General features: G+C 37.8%; 17 protein-coding genes. 11 read left to right on the top strand and 6 right to left on the bottom strand.

Translation table 11 applies throughout. From position 1 onward, the window contains the following. Positions 1–57 precede the first annotated feature (57 nt). Positions 58–537, top strand: coding sequence for a hypothetical protein (locus tag CYP84_RS02200; protein ID WP_103636526.1), 480 nt, complete (start codon positions 58–60; stop codon positions 535–537). On the opposite strand, the gene CYP84_RS02195 is transcribed toward CYP84_RS02200, so the two are convergent. From CYP84_RS02195 to gltX, 3 genes are read right to left on the bottom strand one after another with little or no spacing between them, the layout of a single operon-like run. Then, positions 458–2,095, bottom strand: coding sequence for a lytic transglycosylase domain-containing protein (locus CYP84_RS02195; RefSeq protein ID WP_103636525.1), 1,638 nt, complete (start codon positions 2,093–2,095; stop codon positions 458–460). The two genes, CYP84_RS02200 and CYP84_RS02195, sit on opposite strands and share 80 nt — an antisense overlap. Next, positions 2,073–2,366, bottom strand: a complete 294-nt coding sequence (locus tag CYP84_RS02190; RefSeq protein WP_021084756.1) for a YggT family protein — start codon at positions 2,364–2,366, stop codon at positions 2,073–2,075. Before CYP84_RS02190 ends, CYP84_RS02195 begins: the two co-directional genes overlap by 23 nt. Before the next feature lie 8 nt (positions 2,367–2,374). Next, the gene (gltX, locus tag CYP84_RS02185) at positions 2,375–3,670 is read right to left on the bottom strand and encodes a glutamate--tRNA ligase (protein WP_103636524.1); all 1,296 of its coding nucleotides are present in this window, start codon (positions 3,668–3,670) and stop codon (positions 2,375–2,377) included. 146 nt (positions 3,671–3,816) lie between these two features. On the opposite strand from gltX, the gene mscL reads away from it, so the two are divergent. The 6 genes from mscL (at position 3,817) to CYP84_RS02155 (ending at position 9,171) form a co-directional block, all read left to right on the top strand. Next, positions 3,817–4,224 (top strand): large-conductance mechanosensitive channel protein MscL, encoded by a 408-nt coding sequence (gene mscL, locus CYP84_RS02180; protein WP_009294582.1) that lies wholly within the window; start codon positions 3,817–3,819, stop codon positions 4,222–4,224. Between the two features lie 98 nt (positions 4,225–4,322). Further along, the gene (locus CYP84_RS02175; protein WP_021092915.1) at positions 4,323–4,961 is read left to right on the top strand and encodes a Crp/Fnr family transcriptional regulator; all 639 of its coding nucleotides are present in this window, start codon (positions 4,323–4,325) and stop codon (positions 4,959–4,961) included. Positions 4,962–5,081: 120 nt separating this feature from the next. Continuing rightward, positions 5,082–5,654 carry a cytochrome c3 family protein gene (locus tag CYP84_RS02170; protein WP_103636523.1) on the top strand — a complete coding sequence of 191 codons (573 nt, stop codon included), beginning with the start codon at positions 5,082–5,084 and terminating at the stop codon, positions 5,652–5,654. A 9-nt stretch (positions 5,655–5,663) separates the two neighbouring features. Next, positions 5,664–7,034, top strand: a complete 1,371-nt coding sequence (locus tag CYP84_RS02165) for a multiheme c-type cytochrome (protein WP_103636522.1) — start codon at positions 5,664–5,666, stop codon at positions 7,032–7,034. A gap of 681 nt (positions 7,035–7,715) precedes the next feature. Continuing rightward, positions 7,716–8,369, top strand: coding sequence for a metallophosphoesterase (locus CYP84_RS10990; protein ID WP_258033876.1), 654 nt, complete (start codon positions 7,716–7,718; stop codon positions 8,367–8,369). A gap of 1 nt (position 8,370) precedes the next feature. Continuing rightward, positions 8,371–9,171 carry a phosphatidylserine decarboxylase gene (locus CYP84_RS02155; RefSeq protein ID WP_103636520.1) on the top strand — a complete coding sequence of 267 codons (801 nt, stop codon included), beginning with the start codon at positions 8,371–8,373 and terminating at the stop codon, positions 9,169–9,171. A 428-nt stretch (positions 9,172–9,599) separates the two neighbouring features. On the opposite strand, the gene guaA is transcribed toward CYP84_RS02155, so the two are convergent. From guaA to CYP84_RS10680, 3 genes are all read right to left on the bottom strand, one after another. Next, a complete protein-coding gene (gene guaA, locus CYP84_RS02150; RefSeq protein WP_103636519.1) occupies positions 9,600–11,132 on the bottom strand; it encodes a glutamine-hydrolyzing GMP synthase in 1,533 nt (510 codons plus the stop codon). 10 nt (positions 11,133–11,142) lie between these two features. Next, positions 11,143–12,531, bottom strand: coding sequence for a sodium:proton antiporter NhaD (gene nhaD / locus CYP84_RS02145; RefSeq protein WP_009294572.1), 1,389 nt, complete (start codon positions 12,529–12,531; stop codon positions 11,143–11,145). A 113-nt stretch (positions 12,532–12,644) separates the two neighbouring features. Beyond that, a complete protein-coding gene (locus CYP84_RS10680; RefSeq protein WP_012001408.1) occupies positions 12,645–12,812 on the bottom strand; it encodes an LptM family lipoprotein in 168 nt (55 codons plus the stop codon). On the opposite strand from CYP84_RS10680, the gene CYP84_RS02140 reads away from it, so the two are divergent. The 4 genes from CYP84_RS02140 to CYP84_RS02125 all read left to right on the top strand — a co-directional run. Continuing rightward, positions 12,795–13,295, top strand: a complete 501-nt coding sequence (locus CYP84_RS02140) for a hypothetical protein (protein WP_180996363.1) — start codon at positions 12,795–12,797, stop codon at positions 13,293–13,295. The two genes, CYP84_RS10680 and CYP84_RS02140, sit on opposite strands and share 18 nt — an antisense overlap. Beyond that, the gene (gene uvrC / locus CYP84_RS02135) at positions 13,289–15,106 is read left to right on the top strand and encodes an excinuclease ABC subunit UvrC (protein ID WP_103636517.1); all 1,818 of its coding nucleotides are present in this window, start codon (positions 13,289–13,291) and stop codon (positions 15,104–15,106) included. Before CYP84_RS02140 ends, uvrC begins: the two co-directional genes overlap by 7 nt. After that, positions 15,103–15,837, top strand: coding sequence for a hypothetical protein (locus tag CYP84_RS02130; RefSeq protein ID WP_103635350.1), 735 nt, complete (start codon positions 15,103–15,105; stop codon positions 15,835–15,837). The genes uvrC and CYP84_RS02130 overlap by 4 nt, the downstream gene beginning before the upstream one ends. Then, positions 15,827–17,821, top strand: a 1,995-nt coding sequence (locus CYP84_RS02125; protein ID WP_103636516.1) for a histidine kinase, incomplete at its 3' end; no start/stop codon positions are given. The genes CYP84_RS02130 and CYP84_RS02125, both read left to right, overlap by 11 nt.

Below are 17,821 nucleotides of genomic sequence, written 5' to 3'. Positions count from 1 at the left end.
AAATTTAAAAAATAAAATGCTAAAATGTGAGAAAATTTAACCTTTTAAGAGTTTTTTATGAGAAGATTTACACTATTTTTTATATTTATTTTGATGATATTTGGCTGCGCCGATCAAAAAGTGATCGTGCATGAGCCACTAAAAAATGAGCTTTTAGCCTACACAAGCAAGAGTGAGATCATTGATGGCACCGAAAGAACGCTCATAATCGCAACCTATCTAAATCCTATATATAACTCAAATTTAGACGAGAGCAAAGAGCACTTTTTAGTAGCTATAAACCCAAAAGAGCATGCGCAAAATTTGAGCAACATAAAGGTAAATGGCGACTCAAATGCCACAAGCGCAAGACTGCTTGATGAAAGTGACGAGATGCTTAAATTTGCTGGATTCTCTATGCCTTGGGCGGTCTATTACGAAGTGACCGCACCAAGTAAGCAAAGTGACGATCTCGCACTTAGTTTCGAAATTTATCAGTCAAAGCCGGTTTTGTTAAATTTTCGAAAAGTTGCGAAATCTTTATACTGGAACCATTAAGCGCCATATAGATCACGTAGTTTGCAAGCACCTTCTTGCCGTAGTTTCTAGTCTCAGCCACAGGGACTAGCTCGATCGATAAAAACGGCTCAAATTTCCCCTCTTTAAACATATCATCTCTTGTGATGACTTTTTTGGTAAAGCCGATACCGCCGTTATACGCGTAGGCTGTAAATAGCGGATGATAAAGAAATTTATCAAGGTAGTTTAGGTGGTGATTTGCAAATTTAAAGGCGACATCTGTTTTAAAAAGATCGTCCTGGTCAAAATTTGGAATTTTTAGCTCTTTTTTGCCGATAGCATTTGCAAGAAATGGCATAAACTGCATCATACCAAGGGCGTAAGAGATAGAAACGACGCTTGGGATAAAGAGGCTCTCTTGCCTTGCTAGTGCGTAGATCATCGACTTTCGCTCAGTGCTGATGCCCTCAAGCTCAGGTGAGCTTGGCATCAAAAAGTACTGCTTCTCCCAGCCATACGCCTTTTGCATGAAGTATGCGTATGCGCCGATGCTCTCGTTTGTGTAAAATTTCATCGCAAATTCGCTTGCCTGCGTGGCGTTCATATCCTTTGCAAGGGCAGCGGTTTTGTTCCATAAAAATGGATCGCTCACATCAAAATTTTCGATATTTTGCTTGCTAGGTCTTGGCACGATCACCTCAAGTGGCTCGCCACCGACCAAATCTCTTGCGTAAAGTGAGTAGATATTTGCATCTTTGCTAGCGCTTAGCTCTTTTAAAAAGCTCTCATCGCCGCTTAGCTCATACTGCCAAAATGTGGCATTGTCCCTTTGCCAAGCCCTATCAAAGGTGTTTTTAGCTCTTGTAAAAAAACTAAATGCAATGTCATTTTGACCAAGCAAGATGGCGTTTAGTCCAAGTGTAAATGCGTCACTATTCTCAGTGACAGCTGGATCTATGCTAAGTAAATTTCTTCTAAAGCTTTCATATTTTTTATTAAATACGACATCGTTTAATAAATTTGTAAAGCCCTTTTGTGAATAAAGCTTTGTCATGAAATTTGCGTCAAAGCTCTCGCTAAAAAGCGCGTTTTTACTTTGCGGACTTGAAACGTTAAAAAGCTCCAAAAAGCTCTTTGCATCGTTTGTATTTGCAAAGCTAAGAGCTGGATTTGCCTCGTTTAAAGTGCGTAAAATCCTAGCTTTTTCTGGATTTGTGCTTGCAAGATTTGCCGCTAAAATTTCACGAGTTTTGCTATCAAGCTTTAGAGAAAAGCTCATCGTTGTTAGTAAATTTTGGCAAGCCAAGCTAGCACTTGTGATGTTGCCTGCGCTTATGCCAGGACACTTGTTAGGGGCTGCTTTGGGAGGTAAAATTTTGTTGATTGATTTTTGAACTAAGCCACTTTTTCTAAAAACGTCGCGTGAAAGCTCAGCTATCTGCTCCTTTGTGTAGCTGCCCTCGTTTATAAGGCGGTTTATGTAGTAGTCTTTTGCAAGGCTTTTTGGCTCGTTTTTTAGCTCCTCGTAAGTGTAAATTTTAGCTAAAAGAGCAACGCAGGCTAAAGAGAGGATACTAAAGTGACGCAGCAAAAACAAATAAAAGCCTTATTAAAAATTGATCTATGAGTTGAAGTGCTAAAAGCACGATGAGTGGGGCAAAGTCTATGCCGTTAAATTCTGTTTTGATGTAGCGTCTGATGAAGCTATAAACAGGATCAGTCAGCCTATAAAGTAGCTGCACGACTGGCGAGCTAGGATCAGGCTTGACCCAGCTAATGAGAGCCGCTGCGATGACGATCCACGTATAGACCGTGATGATGAGGTGCAAAATGTTTGCGACCGCTGAAAATAGGGTGGAAAGTATCATTTTTGCTCCTAGATTAAAATTTTTACTAGATCATCTTTGATGAGTGGATAGAGCTCGCTAAGCTCAGGGCCGTGAAGGTCGTTTGTAAGAAGCGCACGTAGCGGCATGAAAAAGTTTTTGCCTTTTAAATTTGTAGCGCTCATAAGCTCTTTTTTAAACTCATCAAATGTTTCGCACGGTTTTAAATTACAAGCTGCTTTTTTAATGATCTCAAATTCGTTTTTGTACTCATCTGGAGCTATTTTTGGTGAGTATATAGCCTCTACTTTTGCCTTTATCTCAGGCACTAGAGAGCTTTCTTGAGTGTAAAATTTAACTAGCTCAACCTTGCTCTCATCCACGCCAAATATCTCTTTTATGCGCTCTTTTGAAGTAAGCTTGATGTGTTCTCTATTTATCTGCTCAAGTTTTTTCACGTCAAATCTAGCAGGTGAGCGTGAAATTTTGGTTATATCAAACCACTTCACTGCATCTTCGATCGTAAAAATTTCAGTTGGAGTTTTGTTGCCAAGAAGTATCAGATAGTTTGCGATCGCCTCAGGTAAAAATCCCTGCTCAAAGAGCCATTTTACGCTTGATTCGTTCTCGCGTTTGCTCATTTTTTTACCCTCTATATTTAAAAGGATAGGCAAATGTGCGTAGTTCATCTTGCCAGTGTAGCCAAGGCCCTCGCGTATGAGGTCTTGCTTTGGTGTGTTGCTCACGTGATCCTCGCCGCGTATGACAAAGGTCACGCCCTCAAGCATATCATCAACCGCGCAGGCAAAGTTGTAAGTCGGAGTTTTGTCTGCTCTCATGATGACAAAGCTATCAACAGCGTCTGGCTCGAAGCTTAGCTCGCCCTTGATCGCATCTGTAAAGCTCATCGTGCGTGTTGGTTTTTTCATGCGGATGACAAATGGCTTCTCGCAGTTTAAAACTTCAGCGTCACTTAGTCTCTCGCAGGTGCCGTCATATCTATATGCCACGCCTTGCTCTTTTGCTTTTTGTTTTTTTGCCTCAAGCTCTTCTTCGGTGCAAAAGCAGGCAAAGGCCTTTTTGTCGATGAGAAGCTTTGATGCAAGCTGTCTGTGGAATTTTAAATTTTCACTTTGGATGTAAATTTGCTCTGGTTTTATGCCAAATTTGCTCAAAATTTCTAAGATATCTTTCTCTTTTCCCTCGATATTTCGCTCTTTGTCGGTATCTTCTATGCGTAAAATAAAGCCACTTTTATCTTGCAAAGAACAAATATAGTTGAAAATAGCAGCACGTAAATTTCCTATGTGCATATCTCCTGTTGGAGAGGGTGCAAAACGATACATAAGCTCATTCCTTACGTTAAATTTGAAGTTTGGATTATAACACTCGCTTGATAAATTTAAAGTTATGTAATTTTAAATTTTTAGGCTAAGCAAAGCATATTTTTTATAAAATCCGCACGAAAATTTAACTATTTATAGGAGAAAGAATGAGTTTTATCAGCGAATTTAAAGAATTTGCGATGCGCGGAAATGTCATAGATATGGCAGTTGGTGTTGTTATCGGTGGGGCATTTGGAAAGATTGTCTCATCACTGGTTGGCGATATTATCATGCCAGTGGTTGGCGTTATAACAGGCGGTGTAAATTTCACTGATCTCAAGCTAACACTAAAAGAAGCAGCTGAGGGTGCGCCAGCTGTTACGATAAACTATGGCTCATTTATACAAACAATGGTTGATTTCTTAATCATTGCGTTTTGTATCTTTTGCGTCATCAAAGCTTTAAATACACTTAAAAATAAACTACCAAAAGAAGAAGAGGCAGCTCCTGCAGAGCCTGAAACTCCAGCTGATATAGCACTTCTTACTGAGATCAGAGATCTTCTTAAAAAATAAATTTTTTAATCAAAGGGAGAAAGCTCCCTTTGAAATCCGTTAAATTTTGTCCTATTTTTTATGCTAAAATGCTTTTTCATCTTAAAAGCGAGTAAAATATGATAGAACAAATCCCATTTTTTCAAGGTCTTGACGCAGAGGACCTAGCCAAACTTGAAGCAATCAGTGTTGTTAAAAAATACAAAAAAGGCGAGTTTTTATTTATAGAGGGCGAGGAGCCAAAGTGGCTTACGTTTTTGATAACTGGCTCAGTTAAGCTTTATAAAACTACGGCAAATGGCAAGGAAATTTTTATCCATCAGCTTGCACCTATGAATTTTGTAGCTGAAGTCGTAAATTTTGAAAATATCCCTTATCCAGCAAGTGCCATTTTTACTATCTCTGGTGAAGTTTTAAAGATAAATTATGAAAAATTTGAAGCACAATTTTTAACAAAGCCAGAAATTTGCATGAAATTTCTAAAATCAATGGCTCAAAAGATAAGAATAACAACGAATTTGCTTCATCAAGAGCTCATCTTAAGCTCTGAAGAGAAGGTTGCTAGGTTTATTTTAGATCATGAAGATCTATTTAATGAGCTAAAGCATACAAAAATTTCATCAATACTCAATATGACTCCAGAAACTTTTTCGAGGATTTTAAATAAATTTAAAACAAATGGTTTGGTCAAACTTGATGAGAAGAACCAAATTTTGGAAAAAGATGTAGGTGGCCTACAAGAAATTTATTCTTATTGAAAGTTAATATCAAATAAATATTTTCATTTACTTAAAGAAAAAATTTATATTTTTTTGGATAACATTCACCTAAAATTTTCGTAAAAATTTACGATATATTGATAAATTCAGGAGGAAATTTTGGCTGAAGTTAAGAAGAAATTTTTTGTTTGGTCATCTGTGATAATAGGCATCGTAATCGGCTTTATCGCTTCTATGGGTATAGCTGATGTACTTCATGCGACTGGTAGTGGATTTGTCTGTACCATGTGTCACACGATGGATCCTATGATGCTGCAATATCATGAAGATGTACATGGTGGCAATAACAAGCTTGGCATAAAAGCTGAATGTTCAGCCTGTCACCTGGACCACACAAGTGCCTATACCTATGTACTTACAAAACTTAAAGTATCGATAAATGATGGCTATAAGACATTTTTTACAGATACAGACAAGATCGACTGGCATAAAAAACGCGAGCATGCATCTCACTTTGTCTATGATAGTGGTTGTATGACTTGCCACTCAAATTTAAAAAATATTATTCAAGCTGGTAAATCATTCTTGCCACATAGAGATTATTTCGTTCTTGGAAATCCTAATAAGAAATCATGTGTTGATTGCCATGAGCATGTTGGCCACAAGAATTTAGGACTACAAATGGATAAATTTGAAGCAATTAAAAAACAAGAAAACAATAAAACCAAGTAAGGAGGAGAGATGTTTAAAAAGTCGCTAATGTTATTAGCCTGTCTAATGTCTTTTGGCTTTGCCGCAAACATGGATGCAAATAAATCTGACGCTTTAAACCTTAATGTTGTAAAAAACATTAAAGTTGCTCACAAAATGTCAGACTTATCAAAAAGCTGTGTTGAGTGCCACGCTAAAGAGACACCCGGCATAGTTGCCGATTGGAAAAATAGTCGCCACGCTCACGTTGGCGTAAGTTGTATGGATTGTCACTCTGTAAATGCAGATAATCCTATGGCTTCAGTTAAGGTGCATCCAAAAGATTCTAACAACCACGTTTCAATGCTAGTTAGCCCAAAAACTTGTGCTAAGTGCCACGAAAACGAAGTTGATGAACTAGTAAAGAGCGGTCACGCAAGAGCTGCTATGCAAATGTATGCTAATCCTGCAATGGTGAAACTAATGTATCACTATGAGGGAGCAGATCATCCTGACTTTAAAATGGCTCCAGATGCCACTGGTTGTTCTCAGTGCCACGGAACCGTCATCAAACTAGACGCTGATCACAAACCTACAAAAGAGACTTGGCCAAACTATGGTATAGGCAATGTTTATCCAGATGGTGGCGTAGGAAATTGTAAATCTTGCCATAGCGTTCATAAATTTGATATAGCTGAAGCTAGAAAACCAGCTGCTTGTGCATCTTGCCACCTTGGACCTGATCACCCAGATATTGAGATCTTTAACAACTCAATGCACGGACATATCTATAACAGTGAAGCTCACAAATGGAACTTTGATGCTGCTCCTGATACATGGGATGTACCAGACTTTAGAGCTCCAACTTGTGCAGCTTGCCACATGAGTGGTGTTGGTGAAACAACAACAACTCACAACGTTTCAAGAAGACTAAAATGGAACCTATGGGGCATCAGCAGTAAGCTAAGAACAGCTGGTGATGAACAAGCTGCTGCTATTTACGAAAAAACTGGCAAACTAAACATAGGAACACCTCTAGCAGGTCACCCAAGTGGCGATCCTGAAAAAGCACGTGCTGAGATGAAACTAGTTTGTAAAGCTTGCCATACATCAACTCATACAGATAACTTCTTCATTATGGGTGATAAACAAGTAGAGCTTTATAACGTTTATAGCGCTGAAGCAACTAAGATGCTTGAAGAGTTGAAAGCTAAAAACCTACTACTAGAAGATGCTTGGTCAGATGAATTCCAAGATGTCTATTATCATATGTGGCACCATGAAGGTCGTCGTATGAGACAAGGCGCTCTAATGGGTGGCCCTGACTACTCACACTGGCATGGTGTATTCGAAGTTAAAAACGATATAAGAAAACTTCGTAAGATCTACAAAAAAAGAATGGAATCTGGTAAAGTAGAGTAACACTTTTTAAGGTGGGATATTTTCCCACCTTTTTATTTTTTAAATTCCAAAATTTTATCTTTTAGTTATTATCCTAAAGCAAATACCTTTTAATAATTATTTTTATAAATTTAAATTATAAAATCATACGGCTTAGCACTACAAATTGTTCTAAATAATTAATAAAATTTATAATGTAAATTTAAAAATATAAAATATAATCTTTGTTTTTAAGGAGATATTTTGGGACTTTTTCGGATTATTATTGGGGCATTTATCTTTAGTGTTTTTACAAATTTATACTCATACAAGCGTTTTATCAAAAAGGTATCGTTTTTTACACCGCATCTTAAAAAAATTCGTATATTCTTCTATATTATTAGTGCGCTTGAGTTTGTATTTGTTCTTCAATTAAGATTTTCTTTTTTAAATATAGAGCTATATCTGATAGCAGGAACGCTCATTGGATTTTCACTATTTTTATTTGGTGTTAGTTTATTTTATGATGTTGTTAGATCCATTTGTTCAAAAGCTCATTTTAATCCCACAAGACGAAAATTTATTAAATTTTGCTTTGATGTGACATTTGTTGTTTTTATAGTTGCTTGCTTTTTAAAAGGAATTTTTAATGCACTTACTCCGCCAAAAATTAGACAAATTAGTATAAAAATAAAAAATTTACAAAGTGATCTAAAAATAGCCATGATAACTGATGTGCATATAGGCGAGTTTTTGCAAAAGGATTTTGTGGCTGAGCTCGTAAAAGAGATAAATTTAGCTAGACCAGACCTAGTGGTGATAGTTGGCGACTTGGTTGATATGAGAGCTGAGCTTATAGGGGATTTTTTGGATCCATTAAAAAATCTTAAAAGCACCTATGGCACCTTTTATGTCCCTGGCAATCACGAATACTACCACGGAGTTGATGGGATACTAGAAAAAATTCGCGCTCTTGGCATTAGGATACTTGGCAATAAAAATGAAAAAATAGCTGGTATAAATTTGGCAGGGATCTATGATCTAGCCGGCATAAGGTTTAAAAATTTAGAGCCAAATTTAGACGAAGCGCTAGCAGGATGTGACCCATATCTACCGACCATCCTACTCTCTCATCAGCCAAAATTTATAAAAACTATGCAAAAAGATGTCGATCTAGTCCTTTGCGGTCACACGCACGCTGGACAAATTTTTCCTTTTGGCATTTTAGTCCTGCTAGATCAAGGTTTTTTACATGGGCTTTATAAGATTAATGATAAAATGCAAGCTTATGTTAGTAGCGGTGCAGGATTTTGGGGGCCTCCAGTTAGGATCTTTGCTCCAAGTGAGATCGCTATTTTAAATTTAAGCAAGGAATAAAATGAACAAGGACAATCTATTTTCTCAAATTTTTGGCAAGGTAGCAAAATTAAACTTTTTCAAACCGCTTCAAGAGCTCATCAACTCCTTTTACGTAAAGCTATTTAAGATCGACATGAGCGAGTTTAAGCCAGCAAATGAGTATAAAAATTTAAACGAACTTTTTACTAGAGAGCTCTTAAAGCCAAGAGAATTTGACGCAGCACATGAGATATTTATAAGTCCTGTTGATGGCACCTGCCTTAGTTTTGGCACTACAAAAGATCTAGAAGCTTTTAGTATAAAAGGCATGAATTATGGGTTAAAAGAGCTTTTAGGGCAGGGCGAGCTTGAGGGCGAGTATGACTTTGCTAATATCTACCTTAGCCCAAAAGACTACCACCACTACCACGCACCTTGCGATATTACGATAAAAAAAGCGGTCTATATCCCTGGTAAGCTTTACAGTGTGGCGGTAAAATGGCTTGGCAAGGTCGATAGCCTTTATACTAAAAACGAGCGTGTGGCGCTACTTTGCGAGATGAAAAATGGCAAAAAACTTTGGCTAGTCTTCGTTGGTGCGCTAAACGTTGGCAAGATGAAATTTAGCTTTGATGAGCGCATTCAAACAAATGCTATGGCAAATTTTACGCAAATTTATGAGTATGAAAATTTACATATCAAAAAGGGTGAGCGCCTTGGAAATTTCGAGCTTGGTTCGACCATCGTCATACTTAGCGAAAAAGATGCGATCGAGTACAACCTCTTTGAAAACAAAGAGCTTAAATTTGCTGAAGCGATCGGTAGAATCAGAGAAATATAAATTTACAGCCAATTTAAAAACTTGGTTTGAACTTATTAAATAAACAAAAAGTGTTTGGTTTTTTTATAAAAATGCATCAATTTCAGAAAAACATTTTTTGATACTTGCATAATTTTTTAAGCGATATTTATAAGATGATGCAAAATGTTTTTTAGCTCATAAATTTTCTATGACCGTCTACGATATGTACAAATTTACTTAAAATAATTTTACTATATTTACATATCTGGTGCAAGCTTTGTTATGTGACTTTACTTTTTATCTTGTATTTCAAAACAAGAAAAATATATAATTTAAGCGTGTTTCTTTGTGTTTAAATATCTTATTGAAAGCATTTATTTAAAAGAGCTAATTTTATATTTTGATTTTAGGATTAAAGCTGGCGTAAGATATCATCTATTGGCCAGCTTTATTTATTTAAGAGGTTCTTACTCCCACTCGATAGTTGCAGGTGGCTTGCTTGAAATGTCATAAACTACGCGGTTTATGCCATTTACCTCGTTTATGATGCGGCGGCTTACGTTTTCTAATAGATCATAAGGAAGCCTTGAAAAGCTTGCAGTCATGCCGTCGCTCGCATCGACTACGCGCACACAAACAGCGTTTTCATAGGTGCGGTTATCGCCCATAACGCCAACAGAATTTACATTTAAAAGCACGCAAAATGCCTGCCAAGTTTTGTTATACCAGCCACTACTTTTTAGCTCGTCGCGCAAGATCACGTCGGCTTTGCGAAGTAGCTCAAGGCTTGGCTTATTTACCTCGCCCATTATGCGGATCGCAAGACCAGGTCCTGGGAAAGGATGGCGGAAGACTAGCTCGCGGCTTAGTCCAAGCTCAAGTCCTAGTTTTCTAACCTCGTCTTTAAAAATCTCTCTTAAAGGCTCTATTAGCTCAAATGTCATCCAATCAGGCAAGCCACCAACGTTGTGGTGGCTCTTTATCGTCTTGCTTGAGCCAACGACTGAGCTTTCGATGATATCGGTATAAAGAGTGCCTTGAGCTAGAAATTTCACATCACCATGCTTTTTAGCCTCTTTTTCAAAAATTTCTATAAATGTCTCGCCTATGATCTTGCGTTTTTTCTCAGGATCAACGACGCCAGCTAAGCGACCTAAAAATATCTCGCTCGCATCTATACTAACTAGCTCAACACCAAGCTTGGTCCTAAATGTAGCTTCAACTTGCTCTTTTTCGTTTGTTCTAAGAAGTCCGTTATCTACAAAAACAAGGATCAAATTTTCAGGCACAGCAGCTGCCAAAAGCGCTGCAGTCACAGAGCTATCCACGCCACCGCTAACTGCACAAAGCACCTTGTGAGTGCCCACTGCTTTTCTGATCTCTTCTATCTTATTTTTAGCGAAGCTTCCCATATTCCATGTGCTCTCGCAGCCACAGATATATTTAGCAAAATTCTTTAAAATTTGCGTGCCATACTCGCTATGTTGCACCTCTGCGTGAAACTGGATCGCATAAAATTTACGTTTATCATCACCAAAAGCGCAATAAGGCGAATTTTCGCTAATCGCAATCGCCTCAAAGCCCTTTGGTAGGTCTTTTACATAGTCGCTATGGCTCATCCATACGATTTGTTTTGAAGGTGTATCTTTAAAAAGATCGTGCTCTTTTACGACGCTAAGTTCAGCCTTACCGTACTCTTTGTGATCAGCTGCTAAAACCTCAGCACCATGCGTGTGAGCAAGTAGCTGCATGCCATAGCAAACGCCAAGTATAGGGATGTTTAGCTCAAAGACGCCGTTATCGCAAAAGTAGGCATCTTTGGCATAAACGCTAGCTGGACCACCACTTAGGATGATACCTTTTGGATCTTTCGCCTTTATATCGCTTAGTTTTGCGTTAAATGGCAAAATTTCAGTATAAACTCCCTCTTCTCTTAGCCTTCTAGCTATTAGCTGAGTATACTGCGAACCAAAGTCCAAAACTATAATCGTATTGTTCATTTATAACCTTTTAAAAGTAGATGTGAAAAATTTCAAACTGCACATACCAAACAATGAGTGATACGATGTATCCTAAAACTACCATCCATGCATATTTCATATGCGCACCAAAGGTATAAATTCCTTTTAATTTACCCATTACTCCAACGCCAGCTGCTGAACCAAAGCTGATCATCGAACCACCAATACCAGCTGTAAGTGTCACAAGTAGCCACTGACTCATTGCCTCGCCTGCATCAGCTCCCATTGCTGGATTTGCTTTCAAAACAGCTGACATAACAGGGACGTTATCAACGACTGCTGAGAGGAAGCCAACTCCGATATTTACAGGTGTTGAGCCAAATTTATCATAAAGTGACACAGCGTAATTTAAAAATCCAGCAAAGTGAAGAGCGCCAACTGCAGCTAAAATTCCAAAGAAGAAAAATAGCGTGTTGTTCTCGATCTTTGACATATAGTGAAAGACGTTCATAGGCTCTTCGTCTTTGTGAGCTTTTTTGAAATAATATGTATAAAGGCTAAGTAGCGAGAAGCCAAACATCATGCCCCACATCGCTGGCAAGTGAAATAACTGGTGCATCATAACTGCACAAAAGATAGTAAATGCACCTATGAAGATAACCGCTTTACCGCCTTTTTTCATAACCACTTTTGGCTCATTTGCGACGTCAAAATGAGGCGCAGTATTTGGCACGATGCGTGAAAGTAAAAACGCTGTCACAAACCAGCCGATAAATGAAGCTGGGAAAAGTGCGAAAAAGTCTAAAAATGGTGACTTGCCAGCTGCCCAAACCATAAGTGTAGTGATATCGCCAAATGGACTCCACGCTCCGCCTGCGTTTGCTGCTACGACGATGTTTATCGCGCCTGCGACTAAGAAATTTGTATTATTTCTATCTATCGTTAAAAGAACTGTTGATAGGATAAGCGCTGTTGTTAGGTTATCAGCCACTGGACTAATGAAAAACGCCAAAATACCAGTTAGCCAAAATAGCTTTCTGTAAGTGTAGCCTTTTGAAACTAGGTTATATTTAAGTGCGTTAAACACATCTCTTTCAACAAGTGCTTCGATAAATGTCATCGCTACCATTAAGAAAAATACGATCTGAGCTATCTCTAAGATCAGGTGATTTACCTCGTGCTCTAGCGAATGCACATCCATGCCATTTATAAGCATATAAACGCCGATTAGCAAAAACATAAAAGTGCCGATAAAAATGGCAGGTTTTGCCTTGTCGATGTGAAAATTCTCTTCTGCTGCTATGAAAAAGTATCCAACAACAAAAATGATAAGCGATAAAATTCCCGCCCATGTAGTAGTTAAGTCAATAGCCGCAGCTTCTCCGTCAGCACCAAAGGCTATAGCAAAAAACAAGCCTAGAAGTCCAAATAACCTCATATACTCTCCTTGTAAGATAAAAATTTGCGTATTTTACTTAAATGAGCCTAAAATTTAGGTTAGTTAAATTTATTAAGCTTGCATTACATTTTTATCTTATGCCAAATTTAAGATCAAATTTTATTGATCTTGTCAGTTTTTTTCTCTTTTACAGGTGCATCGCCATAAAATGGATCGTCCTTGTAGCCGCAGCCACTAAGTGCAAAAAGAGCGAAAATTAAAATAAAAGATGATAAGATTGCCTTATGAAAGACGCCAAATTTATGATAGATGCTATCCACGAAAATCCTTTGTATAAAGAAAAATTAAGCATGGCAGACGAGTGCCGAGAGCTTCTGCGCCTCATGGGTAAAGCAAAGCGATTTTACATAGCTTTTTGCTATGTTAGAGAAGGTATATTAACCTTCGTTCTCACTCATCCCTCAGGGCTTTTGGAGCTTAGACGTGATAGTAGTATAAATGATATAAAAGAGTTATTAAAAACATTTTGCAAGGTCAAAAATGATAGCATTTTTGCAAGCGTCATCAAGTCAAAACCTCTTAGCGAGATCAACTATATAAAAAACAAAAAAGAAGAAAATATAAGATTTATCGTGAGTAAATATCTAAAATTTTTCACCCCGCAACCTACGCAAAGGTCAAATTTCATCATGCCAGCAAGCAAGGGCGAATTTAGAAATTTAGCCACAAATGAGCAAATTTATAAGAAATTTGAAGAGCTAAGAGAAATTTTGCTAAAGAAAAATGAGCAGGTAAGATGCTAATAGACGAGATAAGAACGCTTCCAAACGAGCCTGGCGTATATCAATATTTTGACGCACAAAACAGACTTTTATATGTCGGCAAGGCCAAAATTTTAAAAAACAGGGTCAAAAGCTACTTTAAATTTACCCCAAGCTTAGCTCCAGCTGAAAAGCTAAGCCCAAGAATTTCAAAGATGATAAGCGAGGCTGTGCATCTTGAATACATCGTCACGCCAAGCGAGGCAGACGCGCTCATACTTGAAAATTCATTTATCAAGCAGCTTAAGCCAAAATACAACATCTTGCTTCGTGACGACAAGACCTACCCTTATATCTTTATAAATTTAAACGATGAATTCCCTAGATTTGAGATCACTAGAAAGGTGGTAAAAGGCTCAAATATACGCTATTTTGGGCCATATTTTAGTGGAGCAGGAGAGCTACTTGAGGCGCTTTATCTAAATTTCAACCTAGTTCAGAAAAAGTCCTGCATCAAAGGCAAAAAAGCCTGCCTTTTTTACCAGCTAAAACGCTGCTACGCCCCATGTGAGGGCAAAATTTCAAAAGAAGACTACGCCAAAATAGTCGCTGACGCCACAGCCGCTTTGCAAAATCCAAATTTGCTAATCGCCCGTCTTGAAGAGCTCATGCTAAACTACGCTAAGGCCGAGGACTACGAGCAAGCAGCCGCGACTAGAGATAAGATGCAAACGCTTAAAAATATGCAAACAAAGGTCGAGGTCGATTTAGCCAAGCTTGAGGACTTTGAGGCCTACTCGGTCGCTTGCGTGCACGATATGATCTGCGCGGTGAGATTTAGCGTGCAAAGTGGTAAGATAACAGGCGTAAAAACCGATATCACACAGGCTAAAAACGCTCAAAAAGACGAGATAAACGAGGCTTATAAGCAGGCCATTTTAAAAAGCTTTATCGCTGGTCAGCCAATAATCAGCACCAAAATTTACGTCCACGAAGACTTTGAAGATAGCGAGCTGGTGGAGGAAATTTTAAACGAGAGATTTGGGCGTAAATTTAGCATCACTTGCCCAAAAATAGGCGATAAGCGTAAAATTTGTGAGATCGCTACGAAAAATGCCGAAGTTAGCATCGAAAAATACCTAAAAACACACGATAACGAGCTCTTAAACGAGATAAAAGAGTATTTTAATCTAGCTCACACGCCTTACGTGGTCGAGGCTTACGACAACTCGCACCTTTTTGGCGAGGCAAGTGTCGGGGCGATGGTGCGCTATGAGCATGGCGAGTGGGCGAATCAAAACTACCGCCACATGCATCTTGGCTCCAAAAACGACTACGATCAGATGAGAGAGAGCCTAACAGCTAGAGCACTTAGATTTGACAAGCTTGGTCCGCCTGATCTTTGGGTCATTGACGGAGGCGAGGCACTTTTAAGCTTAGCCTGCGAGATTTTAGCAAGTAGCGGGGCAAACGTCGATGTGATCGCCATCTCAAAAGAAAAAATAGACGCCAAAGCTCACCGCGCAAAGGGCGAGGCGAAAGATAAAATTTATACAAAAAATGGCAGCTTTAGCCTAAGCACGAGCGATAAAAAGCTACAGTTTTTCCAAAAAATGCGCGATGAGAGCCATAGATTTGTCATCAGTTTTCACAGAAAAACAAGGCAGAAAAACGATATGCAAAGATCACAGCTAAGACAAGCTGGCGTATCTGAGGGCAGTATTGCGAAATTAATCAGCTTTTACGGAAGTTTTGATAAAATCAGCGAAGCAAATTTAGACGAAGTGGCAAAAATAACAAACAAAAGCGTAGCGGCAAAGCTTTTAACGCTCAAAGAAGGAAATTTGAAGTGATAATATACGACAAAAACGGTCAAATTTTAGCGATGGGAGATATCTCTCTTGGTCTGCTTGAATTTAAAGATATAAGGGAGTTTTTAAGCGAGCATAAAGACATTGACGAGCTAGTTTTAGACTACAAAGAGTCTGGAGTTTTTATAGATTATCTAGCAAAAAGGCCAAATTTAAGAGTAAATTTAAAGACCAAAAACGGCAAAATTTTAAATGCGACGCTTAAATTTTCAAAGATCAGCTCAGTAAAAAATGAAGAGTATTTTGAGCTTTTAATCCTCGATCAAACAGAAATTTACAGCCAAAACCAGCAAGCTGCGATAAAAGCAAAGACCAAACTTCGCTTGCCAAATTTAAAGGTAGATGAAAAAGAGCTTTTAGACAAAGAAGAAGAGGTTTTAAACGAGAGCTGGTTTAGCGAGACTGCTAGCTTTTTAAATTTAAGCAAAAGCGAGTTTGCGACCTATCTTGGTATATTTTTAAGCAAAGCCAAAGATAAGATGATCTTTATCCAAAGTGCGGTGCAAGCAAGAGATACTAAATTTTTAGAAGAGAGCATAAAGATCTTAAAAGAGCCAGCGCTAAATTTAAAGATCACTCCGCTTGTGGCAAATTTCGATGCGCTACTTACTAGACCAAACAAGATCAAAAAAATCGCTCAGATAAATGAAAGACTAAGCGAAATAAGCACGCTTTGCAATAAATTTTCAAAAAGGCTTGGCAATGAGGGTTAGTAAATTTTTGGTTCTTTTGCCAATATTTTTGGCTGCTATCACTTGCTTTTATAATGGCGCACTCTACTTTGATAAATTTAGGATCTCTTATGGCATAAATAGCGAGGTAAAAAGAGAAAGTTTGATAAGAAAAACCTTAGATGCGATCGTTTCAGAAAGGATTGCCTACGAAAGATATAGTCAAACTAGGTCGCCACAAGACGAGACGGCTTTAAGAGAGGCAAATGCTGCTAAGAATTTGTTTGTAAAAAGTTTATCAAATACTCTTTCTAACACACCAGATGATAAAAGGATAAGAGATAGGCTAAATGAAGTTTTAAAAAACGCAAATGCAAGTTGGGAGAGCTCTAATCTCTCGTTTCTTAGCTTTGTTGAGTTAGCAAATTCTGCTGTTGAAAGTGGGCAAATTTTATTTAGAGATGTTGCTTTAGACATTGATATCAAGCGTCATATACTCTCTTTACTTAGAACCTATGAGCTGCTTCAAAACGTAAATACCACAAAAGAGCACATCTTAGCCGTGCTTATGGGTAAAGAAAAAATTACCGAAAGTTCGCTAAAACAATCTCTAGATAGCCTTAAATACAACGATATAAATGCAAATTTACTCCCAAATGGCGACATAAAAGACAACATAATAAGAGATATAGATAGGCTTGATAATATAGAGACCTCTCAGGGCTATGACGAGATCCGCCTTAAGCTAAAGCTAAAAAATGAGCTAACACGTGATGAAATTTTGCAGATATATACCTTTGAAAGCAATAGAGCCAAGCTCTTTAGCAAGATAGCAAATGTCTTAAGTGACGAGCTAAAGAGACTAAATGATAACTTTAGAGTAAAGGTGCTTAGTCTAACATTTTTGATGTTTTTTCTATCGCTTTGGCTCTTTTACGCTGGCTATAAAACATACATCTGGCTAAAAGCTCTAGAAAATTTAAACCAAAAAATGAAGCTTGTAAGAGATGAGATTTTAAAAAGAGGTGATAGAAATCCACAAAATTTAATAGAAAGCTTCATAACCCTATATAAAGAGCTACTTCAAAAGTATGAGCAAGAAAGAAGCTTTGCTGCGATAAAAGATAGACTGCTTGTTAGGCTAAATAAGAAATTTTACCTCTCAAAAGAGCAAATTTTAAGCTCGGTCGCTACGCTAAAAAAAGATGAAAACGTGGTAAAAAATGAGCTTGTTTTTGAAAATTTAGAAAAAAATAGTCAGATAATCGCGATAAATTACAGCAATATAAAAGGCTTGCTTGATAGTAGAAATGGCGAAGTTGGACTAAATTTAAAGCCATTTAACCCACAAATTTTGTTTTCAAACATCCTTGAAGCGCAGATACCTTTCACGCAAGAGAAAAAGCTAAATTTCTTAACCTACCTTGATGCAAACATTAGTGACGAGCTAGAGGGCGATAGCGAGAAGATAAGCGTCGTCTTTGGCTCTATCATGCAAGCTGTCGTGACAAAATGCGATAAATTTGCCAACTTGATAGTAGAGATAAAAAATGTCAGCGACGCTCTTAGCCAAAGTGGTCTTTTGCTAATCGAAACAAAGATAAGGACAAATCAAATTTTCATAAATGAAGAGCAGATAAAAGCTTTAAACACAGAAGATGAAAATGAGATAAACGATGAAGAGAGCGAGTTTTATCTAAGACTTGCTAGCTTTTATCTAAAGCTTTTTAACTCAAGCCTTGACATAAGCACGCTTGGCGGAGCTGGTAATGAGTTTAAATTTATCCTTAGTCTAAAAAAGGTGCAAAAACTGCAAAATTTTAGCCTAAATCACGAGCTAAGGATCGCGTATCTGCCTGATATAAATGCAAAATACAATGAATTTTTTGCAGCCACTTTAGAAGATATGGGGCTTAGGTTTCAAAATATCATCTCAAACAAACAAGCACTAGCGAAAAACTACGACATCGTCTTTGCAAGGCAAAGTGCTAGTAAAAATATAAATATAAAAAATGCGGTTTTGCTA

This window comes from Campylobacter concisus, assembly GCF_002912425.1.
Classification (GTDB): Bacteria; Campylobacterota; Campylobacteria; order Campylobacterales; family Campylobacteraceae; genus Campylobacter_A; species Campylobacter_A concisus_AH.
Note: the sequence above shows the minus strand (reverse complement) of the source record. Positions and strands in the feature narration are given on the sequence as shown.